Below are 14,267 nucleotides of genomic sequence, written 5' to 3'. Positions count from 1 at the left end.
CAGCCCTTTTTGATTCCGCGCGGCTTATACGTGAAGGCCTGCGGGCGTAACTGCCGCTTCGGCTGCCAATGGCGCCGCCATGCTGCCCGTGCGTTGCGCATCCTCCAGCAGCGCTTCCTTCAACGCACCAAGCGCAGGCGAATAGTGGCCACGCCGCCAGGCGAGCAGCGTCTCGATCTGACCGAGCTTGCCAAGCGAATGAATCGTGACGTCGTCGGCGCTGCGTGGCAGTTCGAGCACCGAGCGCGGCGCGACGGCCACACCCGCGCCTGCCGCCACGCACGCAATGATCGCGTGATACGAGCCCAACTCCAGCACGCGGGACGGCCGGATGCCATGCTCCACATACCAGCGCTCGACATAGGCCCGATACGCGCAGCTGCGTTCGAACGCGACGAGCGTGGAGAGCGCGATATCGCCGGGCTGCCGGATCGGCCGGTGGCCGCGCGGCGTGATCATCACGAGTTCTTCGCGATAGACCGGCACGTGCTCGAATACCTCGGGGTCCGGCACCCCGTCGAGCGGCGTGGCGATCAGCGCCGCATCGATTGCGTATTCGCGCAGGCGCTCGATCATCGTGCCGGTCGTGCCCGTTTCCAGTTCGAGCGTGACCTCGGGCCACGTCTGGTGATAGCGCGCGAGCAGGCCGGGCAGACGGCTTGCTGCAGCGCTCTCCATGGTGCCCAGCCGCAGGCGTCCCGCCGGGCGACCGGCCTTGAGCGCATGGCGCGCCTCGTCCGCGAGCGCGAGCAGGCGCTCGGCATAGGGCAGCAGGGTTTCGCCAGCCGGCGTAAGGATGAGGCGGCGCCCCTCGCGCGTGAAGAGCGGGGTGCCGAGTTGATCTTCGAGCTGCTTGATGCGCGTGGTCACGTTGGACTGCACGCGGTTGAGCTTGGTGGCGGCCCGCGTCACGCCGTTTTCCCGCACCACCGCCCGGAAAATCGCCAGTTCGGCGAGGTCCATAGTTCTCTCCTTGGAATGCATCGATTCATGATAATTCATTTTTCGTGAACGGTAGAATCGCCTACGATGGTAGGCAGTTGCTTAATCTGCTGATCTCATGAACGACTACGTCCCCGGCACCGTCCACGTTTCCGAAGCCCGCCCGCATGCCGGTCGGCGCGCGGCGTTGGCCTGCATGGTGAGCCTCGCCGTCGCGCTGGGTGTCGGGCGCTTCGCCTTTACGCCGCTCCTGCCGCTGATGCTGCACGGCGGCGCGCTCGACCTGCGTCACGGCGGCTGGCTCGCGTCGCTGAACTACGCGGGCTACTTCGTGGGCGCGATCAGCTGCGTCGCGCTGCGCATGGCGCCCGCGAAGATCGTGCGCGCGGGCCTCGTGGTCACGGTGCTCCTCACGCTCGCGATGGGCCTCACGCAGCAGTTCTGGATCTGGGCCGTGGTGCGCTTCGTGGCGGGCGCGGTGAGCGCGTGGACCTTCGTAGTCGCCTCGCCGTGGGGCCTGCGGCGGCTCGCGCAGCTCGGCGCGAACGAGTGGGGCGGTGTGATCTACACCGGTCCCGGCGTCGGCATCATTGCGACCGGGCTGTTCGTGAGCGCGGCCGGCGGTCTCGGCGCGCGCACGGGCTGGATCGGCTTCGGGCTGATCAGCGCGCTGCTCGCCGCCGTCGTCTGGTCGACGTTTGGAGCAGACATGCGCGCGCTGGCGCCGCGTCCCGCCGCGCGTGCCTCGGCAAGCGTCGCACACGCGCAGCGCGAAGGGCGCCGTGCCGACGCCTTCTGGCTCGTGCTGCTCTACGGCGTGCCGGGTTTCGGCTACATCATCACGGCGACGTTCCTGCCCGTGATCGCGCGCCATGCGCTGCCCGGCTCGGCCTGGCCCGACCTGTTCTGGCCGATGCTCGGCGCGGCGCTGATCGCGGGCGCGCTGCTGGCTGCGCGCCTCCCGCTCCACTGGGACAACCGCCTGATGCTGGCGGGCGCCTACGTGCTGCAGGCCGTGGGCATCGCGCTCGGCATCGTCTGGCCCAACGCCGCGGGCTTCTCGTTCGGCAGCGTGTTGATCGGGCTGCCGTTCACGGCGATCACGCTCTTCGCGATGCGCGAGGCGCGCCTGCTGCGCGGCGAGCATGCCGCCGCGCTGATGGGCTATGCGACGGCCGCCTACGGCGTCGGGCAGATCGCGGGGCCGCTCGTGGCCGCGCCGCTTGCGGCTTCCACAGGCTCGTTCTCGCCTTCGCTGTGGCTCGCGGCGGGTGCGCTCGTGGCCGGCGCAATCGGGCTCGTATGGCGGGCGTGGCACACGCGCGAGGCCGCACGCGGACGCTGATAGCACACTAGAATGGACGCTTTCGCGGGCGCCGCGAGCGTGTCCACCGGGCCGCGCGGCTGGATCCCAGCGCCATCGACCCTGCCTTTTCCCCATGAGCGAATACCAGTTTTGCCCGCGCTGCGCCACGCGTCTGACCGAGCGCGCCGATCCCGCCCACGAAGGCGGCCGCGTGCGTCTCGCTTGCCCGGACCACGCCTGCGGCTACGTCCACTGGAACAATCCGCTGCCCGTCGTGGCGGCGATCGTCGAGTATGAGGGCCGCATTTTGCTGGCCCGTAACGCGGCCTGGCCCGAAGGCATGTTCGCGCTCATCACCGGCTTTCTCGAAAACGGCGAGACGCCCGAGGAGGGCATCGCGCGCGAAGTGCACGAGGAAACCGCGCTGCGTGCAGAGAGTGTCGAACTCGTTGGCGTCTACGAGTTCATCCGCAAGAACGAGCTCATCATCGCGTATCACGTGAAGGCGTCGGGCACGATCGCGCTCTCGCCGGAACTGCTCGAATACCGCCTCGTCGAGCCCGCGAAGCTGCGGCCGTGGCGCGCGGGCACGGGCCAGGCGCTCGGCGAATGGATGCGCCGGCGCGGCTTGCCGTTCGAGTTCGTCGAGCGTCCCGGCCAGTGATGGCCGCGCGCCGAGCGACGCTTTCCCGCCCCGCCTTCCCTGGATCTCTTCGATGAACCGACCCGTTACCGTCGCCCGCTCCGGGTATCGTCATTTCCTGCCGATCGGCACGCGCTGGATGGACAACGATGTCTACGGCCACGTGAACAACGTCGTCTACTACAGCTACTTCGACACCGTGGTGAACGAGTATCTGATTCGCGCGGGCGCGCTCGACATCGAGCACGGCACGACCATCGGGCTCGTCATCGAAACACAGTGCAATTACTTCGCGCCGCTCGTGTTCCCGGAGCGCGTGGAAGCGGGGCTGCGCGTTGCGCGCCTCGGGTCGTCGAGCGTGCGCTACGAGGTCGGGCTCTTTCGCGAAGGCGAGGACGCGCCCGCGGCGCAGGGGCATTTCGTGCACGTCTACGTCGATCGCGCGACGCGCCGGCCCGTGAGCGCGTTGCCCGATGCGCTGCGCGCGGCGCTCGAGCCGCTCGTCGTCGGCTAGACGCGGTCGGCTAGACGCGGTCGGCTAGACGCGGTCGGCCAGACGCGGTCGGCTAGACGCGCCTCGGCGCCTCAACGCGCCACGCTTACGCGTTCGAGCGCCGTCATCGGGCCGAGCTGTGCGAGCGTTTGCAACTGCGCCGCATTGCGCACGAAGAACGAGCCGGCAAAGCCGAGCGAGTTGACCGAAATCCCTTCGACACATTCCGTCGTGCGGGGCACCACCAGCATCCACCGGCGTGTAACGAGCAGGTTGTACGGCGCGCCCTGATGCGCGACGCCGCCCACGTCGATCGTGGGCACGCCCGCCGCGTCCAGCAGCGCGCGATAGCAGCCGAGTGCGACTTGCGCGGCATCTTCCGCCGTGCCGATACTCGGGCCGAGATCGAGGCGCGCGAACGCATGGCGAAACGCGAGCCCCGGCACGATCGCGATGGGACGCGCCCCGTGGACCGCCTGCGCGCCGCCGAGCAGCGCTTCGAGCGGCGCGGCGTGAGGCCCATCGCCTGCGAGCGGCAGCGGCACCATCTGCAAATGCTTGTGCGGCTGGCTCGCACCCGCTACCGCACCACCGTTGTAGAACCCGAGTCCGTCGATCTCGCGCAGCACCGCGATCAGCGCGGTGAAGTCCGCCGCGTCGAGCAGCGCTTCCTGTGGCTCGTAGCGGCGCGTCACGATCAGCAGATGCCGGTCGATCACATTGAACTTGTTGAGCAGCGCGATATGGGTGGGCGAGAGGTCGCCGACGAACAGATCGGACTCGTAAGGCAGGAACGGATTGCGCGGGGGCTGCGGAGCGGACGCAATCGAAGTCTGCGGCGTGAGCCGCGCCGCCTCCTTGCGCGCGAGGTTCTCGGCCACGCGCACGGAGAAACGCATGCCGCCATCGTCGATGAAGGTATGCGCCGTCTCGATGGGATGGAGCGCGCCGCACGCGAGCGCGTGTGCCGTCTGCCGCTCGATCGCCGCGCGCAGCGTCGTCATCGGCGCTCAGGCCTTGTAGCCGATGGCGCGCAACAGGTCCTTGCGCCAGCGCACGTCGTCCTCGGCCTCGACGCCCAGCGGCGGCATGCCGTCCACCACGCCGACGATGCCGCGTCCCTGATCCGTTTCGGCGATCAGCACCTGCGTGGGGTTCGCCGTGGCGCAGAAGATGCGGCAGACCTCGGGCACGGCCTTGATCGTATTGAGCACGTTGACAGGGAAGAAGCCGTCGCCGAGAAAGACGATGAAGCAATGCCCTGCGGCAATGCGCAGCGCGTTCTGCGTCGCCATCTCGATGAGTGCGTCCTGCGTGCCCGAGCGCCGCACGAGCCGCTTGCCCGACGCCTCGCAGAACGCGAGGCCGAACTGGATGCCCGGCACCGTGCCGTAGAGCGCCTCGTGCAGATCCTCGACGGATTTGATGAAGTGGGTCTGGCCAAGGATGAAGTTGGTGGCTTCAGGTTTTTCGATCTCTACCGTGGACAGTTGCATGGCGAACCTCGTGCGCGGGCGTCTCGAAAGCGCCGCCTTGCGCCGGGCCCCAGGGGCTGGCTGGCGGACGGGAGGCGGCGGCCAACCACAAGCCTAGTACGAAGTCGCGGCGAGGCAAAGCGTGTGCAGACGCACAACGAACAACGGCCGGAGCCCCGAGAGGCGTCCGGCCGTTTTGCAGAGCGATGCGCGTGCCGCTGCGCTTAGGCAATTTTCTTCGCGCGCTTGCCTTCCACGTCGGGCAGCAACACGGTGAGGATGCCGATGAGCGGCAGGAACGAGCAAACCTTGTAGACGAAGCCGATGCTGGTCGCATCCGCCAACTGGCCGAGCACCGCCGCGCCGATGCCGCCCAAGCCGAACGCGAAGCCAAAGAAGAGACCCGCGACCATGCCCACCTTGCCCGGAATCAGCTCCTGCGCATAGACGAGGATGGCCGAGAACGCCGAGGCCAGCACCACGCCGATGATCACCGTGAGCACGCCAGTCCAGAACAGGTTGGCGTAGGGCAGCAGCAGCGTAAAGGGCGCCACGCCGAGAATCGAGACCCAGATCACGTACTTGCGGCCGATGCGGTCACCCACCGGGCCGCCAATGATCGTGCCGGCGGCAACCGCGGCGAGGAACACGAACAGATGGATCTGCGCGGCCTGCACGGAGAGGTGGAAGCGGTCGATCAGATAGAACGTGAAGTAGCTGTTGATGCTCGCGAGATAGAAGTACTTCGAGAACACGAGCAGCACGAGCACGCCGATGGCGCCCGCGACGCGTCCACGCGAGAGCGCGACATGCGGCACCTCGGCGCGCTTTTTCTTCATCGCGGGATGGGCTTTATACCAGCGGCCGATCTGCGTGAGCACGACCATACCGACGAGCGCCGCCGCCGAGAACCACGCAATGCTGCGCTGGCCGTGCGGAATGACGATCGCGGCGGCGAGCAGCGGCCCGAGCGACGTGCCCGCGTTGCCGCCCACCTGGAAGAGCGACTGCGCGAGACCGTGACGCCCGCCCGACGCCATGCGCGCCACGCGCGACGATTCCGGATGGAACACCGACGAGCCGCAGCCCACCAGCGCGGCCGCCACGAGCAGCACGCCGAAGGTCGGCGCGACCGACATCAGCAGCAGGCCGCACAGCGTGAAGCCCATGCCGACGGGCAGCGAATACGGCAGGGGCCGCTTGTCGGTGAAGAAGCCCACTAGCGGCTGCAGCATCGACGCCGTGATCTGGTAAGTGAGGGTGATGAGGCCGATCTGCGTGAACGACAGCGAGAAGTTGTCCTTGAGCATCGGGTAGATGGCGAGGATCAACGACTGGATCATGTCGTTGAGCAGGTGCGAGAAGCTGATCGCACCCAGCACCGAGTAGACGGTGCGTTGCACCGCGGCCGCGGGGGCGGAAGCGGCCGCGGACGAACCCGCGGCAGCGCCCGGCAGGGCGCGCTTGTCGAGACTGGTTTCCATGTTGTCGGTAGCAGCAGAGAGTATTCAGCGGGCACCACGCCAGACGGGCAGCGGCGACGGCATGAAAGGACATGTATAAGAGTTATGAGCGCAGTGTAATGTGTCTTTCTCGAACTGTACGGACAAGATTTGTCGAGAATCGGACAGGAGTGGCGCGCCGTTACCCTGCGGCCCAATGCCGCAAGGGGCTGTTACGAATACTCGAAATTGATGCGGGATTTTTGGCATCTCATTTTGGCCGTGTATAAACCGCCGATATGCGCGCCCACGAGGTGCGCAAAACGGGGCTGGAGTACGGGCCGCACCGCGCGCGCGAAGGCGTTAAAGAATGCGCGGTGGTGTGCCGTAGACCGGGGTTGAGGCGTAGCGCAAATCAGGAACGATGGCGCTGAGCCTGACAACAATGCTGGGGACCAAAATGAAAGCAGTATCGCAAGGCGGCGGGCACGCAGGGTTCGTGCCGCAGGATCCGGCAGGCAGCGCGGCGCACGCGCAGCAACGCAAAACGGGACGCGCCGGCGCGGCGACGCGCCGCTCGCGGCTTTCCGTGAAGGCCACACTGCGTCTCGCCTTCGCGCTGGTGCTGATCGGCACGCTCGCCATCGGCGCCATTTCGCTCGCGCAAATCAGCCGCCTGAACGGCTCGACGCAATCGATCTACGAACAGGGCTACGTCGCGAGCCGCGCGGCCGAGGAAGCGCGCGGCCACGTGCTGCGCGCGAGCCGCGCGCAGAAGATGCTGCTCACCGCGACCACGGCGCGCGAGCGCGACGAACTAGGCCAGGACATCGACAAGGATCTCGGTGCGCTGGAGCGCGGCATAAGCCAGCTGCAGCAGTACGCGCAGGAGCAGGGCGGCGACGCGCTCGCCCTGCAAAAGAAGCTCGCCGATGCGACGACGGTGTGGAGCGGCCATCTGCGCGACTTCGTGACGCTCGTGAAGCAGCAGCCGCTCGATCTCTCGCAGATGAGCTGGCAGGTGGGCACGCAGGACGTCTCGCTGCTCGTGGAGACCGGCAAGCTCGAAACGCTCGTCAACGACCTCGTCGCGCAGCGCGGGACGGCCGCGAAGGCGACCATCGAAAAGGCCGAGTTCATCTTCAAGTCGTCGTTCGTGATGATGGCCGTGGCGACCGTGGCCATGTTCGTGCTCGCGTTCTTCGTGAGCGAATGGGTCGTGCGTCGCATCGCGCGGCAACTGGGTGGCGAGCCCGCGCATGCCAAGGCCATCGCGGCCCGGATCGCGGCCGGCGATCTCGCGCAGCCCGTCACGGTTCACGCACGCGACGCGGCGAGCATGCTGGGCGCGCTGCGCGACATGCAGAAGGGTCTCTCGACCACGGTGGCCGAAATCGCCGCAAGCGCCGAGGCGATCGCCTCGGCCTCGGGCGAGATCTCGACCGGCAATCTCGATCTGTCGCGCCGCACCGAAGAACAGGCCATGGCGCTCGAGCGCACGGCGAGCAGCATGGAGCAGCTCACATCCACGGTGCGCCTGAATGCCGAAAACGCCGAACAGGCCAGCACGCTCGCGGGCAACGCTTCGGCGATCGCGGAGAAGGGCGGCTCGGTGGTTGGGCGCGTGGTCGCGACGATGCAGGAGATCAACGACAGCGCGAAGAGTATCGCGGACATCATTGGCGTGATCGAGGGCATTGCGTTCCAGACCAACATCCTCGCGCTCAACGCCGCCGTGGAAGCGGCGCGCGCGGGCGAGGAAGGGCGCGGCTTCGCCGTGGTGGCGGGCGAGGTGCGCAGCCTCGCGCAGCGCAGCGCGGCGGCGGCCAAGGAGATCAAGACGCTGATCGGCGCATCGGTCGAGCGCGTATCGAATGGCTCGACGCTGGCGCAGGACGCGGGCTCGACGATGGACGAGGTCGTGAAGGCCGTGCGGCGCGTGAACGACATCATCGGCGAAATTTCTGCGGCTTCGCGCGAGCAGCGCTCGGGCATCGAGGAAATCAGTCGCGCAGTCACGCAGATGGACGCCGGCACGCAGCAGAACGCCGCGCTCGTGGAAGAGGCGACTGCGGCTGCGCAATCGCTCGACGATCAGGCGAAGGTGCTCAAGCGGCTGGTGGGGAAATTCCGGCTGGCTTGACCCCGTTGCGGTTCGTTGCTCGTTGCGGGCACGCGTGAAAAACGCCGCGTGGTTTCACACGCGGCGTTTTTTATGGACGCGTCACTTCGCGTCGCGCTCGATGATCCACGCGTGCGCCGGGTCGTTGTGGAAGTGCCATTCGCGCGTGGGGCCCGCCATCACGTTCAGGTAGTACGAGTCGTAGCCATACGGGACGACGACCGGGTGATAGCCGCGCGGCACCATCACGACGTCGTGATTTTCCACGGCCATCGTTTCGTCCAGATCGCGCGCGTCAGTGTACACGCGCTGGAACGCGAAACCCTGCTGCGGATTGAGCCGGTGATAGTAGGTTTCTTCGAGCGCGCTCTCGTGCGGCAAGCGGTCGGCGTCGTGCTTGTGCGGCGGGTAGCTCGACGAATGGCCCGAGGGCGTGCGCACCTCGACCACGAGCAGCGATTCAGCGGGCGCGTCTTGCGGCAGGATATCGCAGACGTAGCGCGTATTCGCTCCCTTGCCGCGCGTGGAGCGCTTCATCTGCGCGGGCTCGATGAGGCGAGCGGGCAGCGTGCCTTTGGCGGGCGCGCTCGCCACGCCCACTTCGGCATTGCGCTTGGCGCGCACCGTCGCTTTCACGCCGGGCGGCACATAAAGGGCATAAGGCGCGGCGTCTTCGAAGACGCTGTCGCGCGAGCCGAGGCTCGACCAGCGCTCGCCGCCCGCCTCGATATCCACCGAGCCCGAGAGCACGACGATGCAGCTCTCGCGATCGGGCTCGCTGACATAGACGAGTTCATCCACTTCGAGCCGGTATGCGGCGAAGCCGACATAGCGCCAGCCCGCGGTGTCGGGCGTGACGCGCGCGATCGTCTGACCTTCGCGCGCGGCCTTGACCAGCAGAGTCATGCTGCCTCCTTCGATTGGGTGTCCGTCGCATCGACGAGCGTGCGCAGCGTACGGTAACCCTTTTGCGCATATTCGTACGACGGTGCGATTACGGGGTCCTGCTCGGCTTCGACGACGAGCCAGCCGCGATAGCCGTGACGCTTCAGGCGCGCGATGATCGCGGGAAAATCGATGGCGCCGTCGCCCGGTACGGTGAACGCGCCTGCGAGCACGGCGTCGAGAAAGCTCCAGTTGCGGTTGCGTGCGAGTTTCATGACTGCCGGGCGCACGTCCTTGCAGTGCACATGACATACGCGTGCAATGTGCTTGTCGAGTTCGGCGACGGGGTCGCCGCCTGCAAACGTCATATGGCCTGCGTCGAACAGCAGGCCCACGGCGTCGCTCGTGCGCGCCATGAGCTTGTCGACGTCGGCGGGCGTTTCGACATAGGCGCCCATGTGATGGTGGTACGCGAGCCGCACGCCGCGCGAGAACGTATGGCGCGCGAAGGCGTCCACGCGCGCGGCGTATTCGTCCCACTGCTTGTCGCTGAAAAAGCGCGGGCGCTGGTAGAGCGGACGCGGCGCGCCCTGGATCGAATCGGCGACCTCGCCGTAGACCATCACGGTCGCGCCGTTCTGTGCGAGCAGGTCCAGATGCTTCTCGACCGCGGCGATCTCTTCTTCCACGCTGCGTCGCGCGAGCATGCCCGAATACCAGCCGGAGACGAGCGATAGATCGTGTTGCGAGAGGAGCGACCTGAGCGCCTGCGGCTCGCGCGGAAACTTGTTGCCTAGCTCGAAGCCCTCGTAACCGATCTCGCGGCCCTCGGTCAGCGCTTGCGATAGCGGCGTCTCGCCGCCGAGCGAGGGCAGGTCGTCGTTCATCCACGACAGCGGGTTGATGCCGATGCGTACTTCAAATGCGCTCATATGCGCTCCTCGATGTCTGTGTCGTCAGAGCCGTTATGCGTTGCCGGATTCGTCGTCGCTGGATTGCGCGCGTCCGCTGCGCTGCGCGACCTGTTCTTCATAGCGCTCGCGCGCCTCGCGCACGGTGGCGCGCGTGGACACCTCGGGCACGGCGACCTCCCACCACCAGCCGCCTTCCTCCGTCGTGCGCGCGGGGTCGGTGTCGATGGAGACCACGTAAGTGCGCGACGAAGCGCGCGCGCGTTGCATCGCCGCTTCGAGTTCCGCGACGTTCGCCACGTGCTCGGCCTGCGCGCCGAGCGAGCGCGCATGCGAGGCGAAATCGATGCGAGGGGCGCCGAGCGGCCCTTGCGCGCAATCGTCGAACAGGTTGTTGAACGGCGCGCCGCCGCAAGCCTGCTGCAACCGGTTGATGCAGCCGTAGCCGCGGTTGTCGAGCACGACGATGATGAGCTTCGCGCCCAGCATGACCGAGGTGGCGATCTCGCTGTTCATCATCAGATAGCTGCCGTCGCCCACCATGACGATGACCTCGCGATCGGGCCGCGCAAGCTTCGCGCCCAGGCCGCCCGCGATCTCGTAGCCCATGCACGAGTAGCCGTATTCGACGTGATAGGCGCCGGGCTGGCCCGCGCGCCAGAGCTTGTGCAGCTCGGCGGGCAGCGTGCCGGCCGCGCAGACGACGATGTCTTCGGTGTACGAACGACTCGACGAGCGCTGCACGGCGCCGATCACATCGGCGTCGTACGGCAGGCGGTTGCGTTCCTGCGGCGCGTGCGTGAGGCGCTCGATGCTCGCGCGCCAGTCGCCCGCGAGGCGCTGGGCGCGGGCGCTCCAGTTCGCGTCGGCGCGCCAGTTGATCAGTTCGTCGTTGAGCGCAGCGAGCGCCTGGCGCGCGTCGGCCTGCACGGCGAGGCCGTCGTGCTTGAGCGCGTCGAAGCCGTTGGCGTTCACGCCGATCACATGCGCGTTCGCAAAGAGCGAGTTCGAGCCGGTCGTGAAGTCCTGCAAACGCGTGCCCACGGCGAGCACGCAGTCGGCGTCGCGCGCCAGTTCGTTGGCGGCGGGCGAGCCCGTCACGCCGAGCGCACCGACGTTGAGCGGGTCGTCCCACGCGAGCGAGCCTTTGCCCGCCTGCGTTTCGGCCACGGGTATGCCGCGCGAGGCCGCAAGCGTCTGCAAGGCCTGCGAGGCGCGCGAATAGAGCACGCCGCCGCCCGCCACGATGAGCGGGCGTTTCGCGCGATGCAACTGCATAAGCGCCGCATCGATCTCGGTCTGAATAGGCGCTGGGGCGTGGAATGTCACGAGGCGCGGCGTGAAGAAGCTCGCCGGATAGTCCCATGCCATGGCCTGCACGTCCTGCGGCAGCGCGAGCGTGACGGGGCCGCAGAGCGCGGCGTCGGTGAGCACGCGCAGCGCGCGCGGCAGCGCCGTGAGCAGCTGCGCGGGATGCACGATGCGGTCGAAGTAGCGCGAGACGGGGCGCAGCGCGTCGTTAGCGGAGAGGCCGCCGTCATGCAGATCCTCGATCTGCTGCAGCACCGGATCGGGTTCGCGCGACACGAAAATGTCGCCGGGCAACAGCAGCACCGGCAAGCGGTTCACGTGCGCAAGCGCGGCCGCCGTGACGAGATTCGTCGCGCCGGGGCCAATCGAGGTCGTCACCGCCATCATGCGGCGGCGAAAATGCGCCTTGGCATAGGCGATCGCGCTGTGCGCCATGGCCTGTTCGTTGTGCGCGCGCAGCGTGGGCAGTTCGTGCCGATACTGATAAAGCGCTTCCCCGATGCCGGCCACGTTGCCGTGACCGAAGATCGCGAACACGCCGCCGAATAGCGGCTCCGTACGGCCTGAGCCGTCCTCGCTCGCCACGCGCTGCGCAGCGAGATAGCGCACGAGCGCCTGCGCCGCCGTAAGCCGCACGGTGCTCGTGTGCGCCGCGGGTACCGCGTTCTGCGCGCTTTCCTGCGCGGCGTAGTCGCCAGGAGCAATGCGTTGATTCATGCCGCCTTCTCCTCATGGTTGTCGTGCGCACCTCGAGCGTCGGTGCGCGCGGCGCGCCACGCGCCGATCAGCGTTTCGAAGGCGCGGCGCGCGCGGGCGATCACCTCGTCGTCGCCGATTTCGCCTGCGAGCCAGGCGAGGCTCGGTTCATAGAAGATCGAGCGGCCCACTGTGAAGCCCCGGCACGTATTCGAGACGGCCGCCGCGCGAAAGCCCTCCACGAGCTGGTCGATCGGCGCGGAGAGTCCGAGCAGCACGACGCCGCGGCAATACGGGTCGCGTTCGGCGATCAGCGCGTCGATCTCGCGCCATTGCGCGGCGCCCGTCGGTTCGAGCTTCCACCACTCCGGATAGAGGCCGATGTTGTAGAGCCGCTTGAGCGCGCGATAGACCGTATCGGGCGCGTTCGGCTCGCCGTTAAGCTTCGGCGGGATCACTTCGAGCAGCAGTTCGTGGCCGCTCGCCTGGGTGGCGTCGTAGAGCGCGCGCAGTTGCGCTTCCTGTTCGAGACGCTGTTCGATGGGCTCGTCGGGGTGGAACTGCACGAGACACTTCACCGTGTGATCAATGGGCCAGGACGCGAGCGTCGTGCCGATCGAGCGGCCATGGTCGAACACGAGCGGCACGGAGCCCGGCAGCTCGACCGGACGGCCGATCCACCAGCCGCGGCCGGTTGCGGCGTTGAGCGCATCCTGGCCGTAGCGGTCATCGATCAGGACACCGATGCGTCCCTGCAAGCCGAGCGTGCGTTCGGTCTGCGCGACCGCCTCGACGAAGAGATTCTTCAGATACGAAATGCGCGCTTCGCTTGCGCCGGTGTGCTGCGCGAGATCGAAGAACTGGTTGCGATGATCGAACGCGAAGCCGAGCACTTCGTCGTGCCGCTTGCGCGCGGGTGTCACGCGATGCAGGCGCGCGAGCGTCGCGTCACGGTCGGGGCGGCGCATGCGTACGGGGTCGGCGACCGCTTCGCGCAGGAAGTAGTCGAGTTCCACGGGCGTCGGCATGGCGGGCGCGCAGCCGTGCCGCGAGACGACGAGGGCGCCGCACGCGTTGGCCGAGCGCGCGCAGTCTTCGAGCGAGGCGTCGCGCAGCCAGCCCGAAAGAAAGCCGGAGGCGAAAGCGTCACCCGCGCCGAGCACGTTGAGTACTTCGACTTCCACGCCGCGCTGCATGGGCAAATCGTCCATCGAGACGGGCACCGCACCTTCCACGATCTGGCAGCCGAGCGGCCCGCGTTTGACGAGCAGCGTCGCTTCCGTGACTTCGCGCACGCGCTTGAGCGCATCGACGAGCGATTCCTTGCCGCCTGCAATGCGGAACTCTTCCTCGGTGCCGATCACGAGATCGAAATGCGGCAGGATGCGCTGCAAATGCGCGCTCACCCCTTCGCTCGCGACGAAGCGCGTCTCGCCGTCCGCCTTGCCGGTGAGGCCCCAGAGCACGGGACGGTAGTCGATGTCGAGCACGGTGCGCACGTTGTTGCGGCGCGCGTAGTCGAGTGCGGTGAGGCTCGTGCGATTCACCTGTTCGGTCGAGAAGTGCGTGCCGGTAACGAGCAGGGCTTTCGAGGAGGCGATGAAGGCTTCGTCGAAGTCGCCCGCATCGACGGCCATGTCGGCACAGTTCTCGCGGTAGAAAATCAGCGGGAATGTGTCGCGGTCTTTCAGGCCCAGCAGCACGAGCGCCGTGAGGCGTTCATGGTCCACGCGCACATGGCTCGTGTCGCAGCCTTCCTTCGTGAGCGTTTCGACGAGGAAGCGCCCCATATGGTCGTCGCCCACGCGCGTGAGCATGGCCGACTTCAGGCCCAGACGCGCGCAGCCGAAGGCGATGTTCGCCGAGGAGCCGCCCAGATACTTCGCGAAGGTGGAGACGTCTTCGAGCCGCGCGCCCACCTGTTGAGCGTAGAGATCGACGCCCAGGCGTCCGAGGCAGACGATGTCGCGGCTGCGGCCGGCGGCGAAACGGCCTGGGGTGGAACGGGGCGGGGTTGAATGAGTCAGGGCCATGTGTATTC

The 14,267-nt window shown here is 67.5% G+C and carries 12 protein-coding genes; 4 read left to right on the top strand and 8 right to left on the bottom strand.

From position 1 onward, the window contains the following. Nucleotides 1-24 precede the first annotated feature (24 nt). Nucleotides 25-963: a LysR substrate-binding domain-containing protein gene (locus tag AB4Y43_RS31330; RefSeq protein ID WP_342945970.1), complete on the bottom strand. Its 939-nt coding sequence runs from the start codon at nucleotides 961-963 to the stop codon at nucleotides 25-27. 97 nt (nucleotides 964-1,060) lie between these two features. Here AB4Y43_RS31330 and AB4Y43_RS31325 point away from each other — a divergent pair, with 97 nt between their 5' ends. From AB4Y43_RS31325 to AB4Y43_RS31315, 3 genes are all read left to right on the top strand, one after another. Further along, complete coding sequence (locus AB4Y43_RS31325; protein WP_368729557.1) at nucleotides 1,061-2,287, top strand: YbfB/YjiJ family MFS transporter; 1,227 nt, start codon at nucleotides 1,061-1,063, stop codon at nucleotides 2,285-2,287. Between the two features lie 94 nt (nucleotides 2,288-2,381). After that, nucleotides 2,382-2,912: an NUDIX domain-containing protein gene (locus AB4Y43_RS31320; RefSeq protein ID WP_342945969.1), complete on the top strand. Its 531-nt coding sequence runs from the start codon at nucleotides 2,382-2,384 to the stop codon at nucleotides 2,910-2,912. A gap of 52 nt (nucleotides 2,913-2,964) precedes the next feature. Then, complete coding sequence (locus AB4Y43_RS31315; RefSeq protein ID WP_069268682.1) at nucleotides 2,965-3,405, top strand: thioesterase family protein; 441 nt, start codon at nucleotides 2,965-2,967, stop codon at nucleotides 3,403-3,405. A 71-nt stretch (nucleotides 3,406-3,476) separates the two neighbouring features. Here AB4Y43_RS31315 and AB4Y43_RS31310 read toward each other — a convergent pair whose 3' ends face one another. The 3 genes from AB4Y43_RS31310 to AB4Y43_RS31300 all read right to left on the bottom strand — a co-directional run bounded on the left by AB4Y43_RS31310 (nucleotide 3,477) and on the right by AB4Y43_RS31300 (nucleotide 6,343). Beyond that, on the bottom strand, nucleotides 3,477-4,388 hold the full coding sequence (locus AB4Y43_RS31310; RefSeq protein WP_342945968.1) for a DUF4922 domain-containing protein: 912 nt from the start codon (nucleotides 4,386-4,388) through the stop codon (nucleotides 3,477-3,479). Nucleotides 4,389-4,394: 6 nt separating this feature from the next. Continuing rightward, nucleotides 4,395-4,880 (bottom strand): adenosine-specific kinase, encoded by a 486-nt coding sequence (locus AB4Y43_RS31305; RefSeq protein ID WP_069268680.1) that lies wholly within the window; start codon nucleotides 4,878-4,880, stop codon nucleotides 4,395-4,397. 203 nt (nucleotides 4,881-5,083) lie between these two features. Beyond that, nucleotides 5,084-6,343 carry an MFS transporter gene (locus AB4Y43_RS31300; RefSeq protein WP_368729556.1) on the bottom strand — a complete coding sequence of 420 codons (1,260 nt, stop codon included), beginning with the start codon at nucleotides 6,341-6,343 and terminating at the stop codon, nucleotides 5,084-5,086. Between the two features lie 418 nt (nucleotides 6,344-6,761). Here AB4Y43_RS31300 and AB4Y43_RS31295 point away from each other — a divergent pair, with 418 nt between their 5' ends. Beyond that, the gene (locus AB4Y43_RS31295) at nucleotides 6,762-8,444 is read left to right on the top strand and encodes a methyl-accepting chemotaxis protein (RefSeq protein WP_368682846.1); all 1,683 of its coding nucleotides are present in this window, start codon (nucleotides 6,762-6,764) and stop codon (nucleotides 8,442-8,444) included. A gap of 81 nt (nucleotides 8,445-8,525) precedes the next feature. Here the strand turns inward: AB4Y43_RS31295 and iolB are convergent, their stop codons facing one another. The 4 genes from iolB to iolC are packed head-to-tail and all read right to left on the bottom strand — an operon-like array spanning nucleotide 8,526 to nucleotide 14,259. Next, nucleotides 8,526-9,329 carry a 5-deoxy-glucuronate isomerase gene (gene iolB, locus AB4Y43_RS31290; protein ID WP_368729555.1) on the bottom strand — a complete coding sequence of 268 codons (804 nt, stop codon included), beginning with the start codon at nucleotides 9,327-9,329 and terminating at the stop codon, nucleotides 8,526-8,528. Further along, nucleotides 9,326-10,240 (bottom strand): myo-inosose-2 dehydratase, encoded by a 915-nt coding sequence (gene iolE, locus AB4Y43_RS31285; RefSeq protein WP_368729554.1) that lies wholly within the window; start codon nucleotides 10,238-10,240, stop codon nucleotides 9,326-9,328. Before iolE ends, iolB begins: the two co-directional genes overlap by 4 nt. 33 nt (nucleotides 10,241-10,273) lie before the next feature. After that, a complete protein-coding gene (gene iolD, locus AB4Y43_RS31280) occupies nucleotides 10,274-12,247 on the bottom strand; it encodes a 3D-(3,5/4)-trihydroxycyclohexane-1,2-dione acylhydrolase (decyclizing) (RefSeq protein WP_368729553.1) in 1,974 nt (657 codons plus the stop codon). Continuing rightward, complete coding sequence (gene iolC / locus AB4Y43_RS31275) at nucleotides 12,244-14,259, bottom strand: 5-dehydro-2-deoxygluconokinase (protein ID WP_368729552.1); 2,016 nt, start codon at nucleotides 14,257-14,259, stop codon at nucleotides 12,244-12,246. Before iolC ends, iolD begins: the two co-directional genes overlap by 4 nt. Between the last annotated feature and the right edge of the window lie 8 nt (nucleotides 14,260-14,267).

This window comes from Paraburkholderia sp. BR10872, assembly GCF_040965835.1.
Classification (GTDB): Bacteria; Pseudomonadota; Gammaproteobacteria; order Burkholderiales; family Burkholderiaceae; genus Paraburkholderia; species Paraburkholderia nodosa_A.
This window is presented reverse-complemented; position numbering and strand designations above follow the sequence as displayed.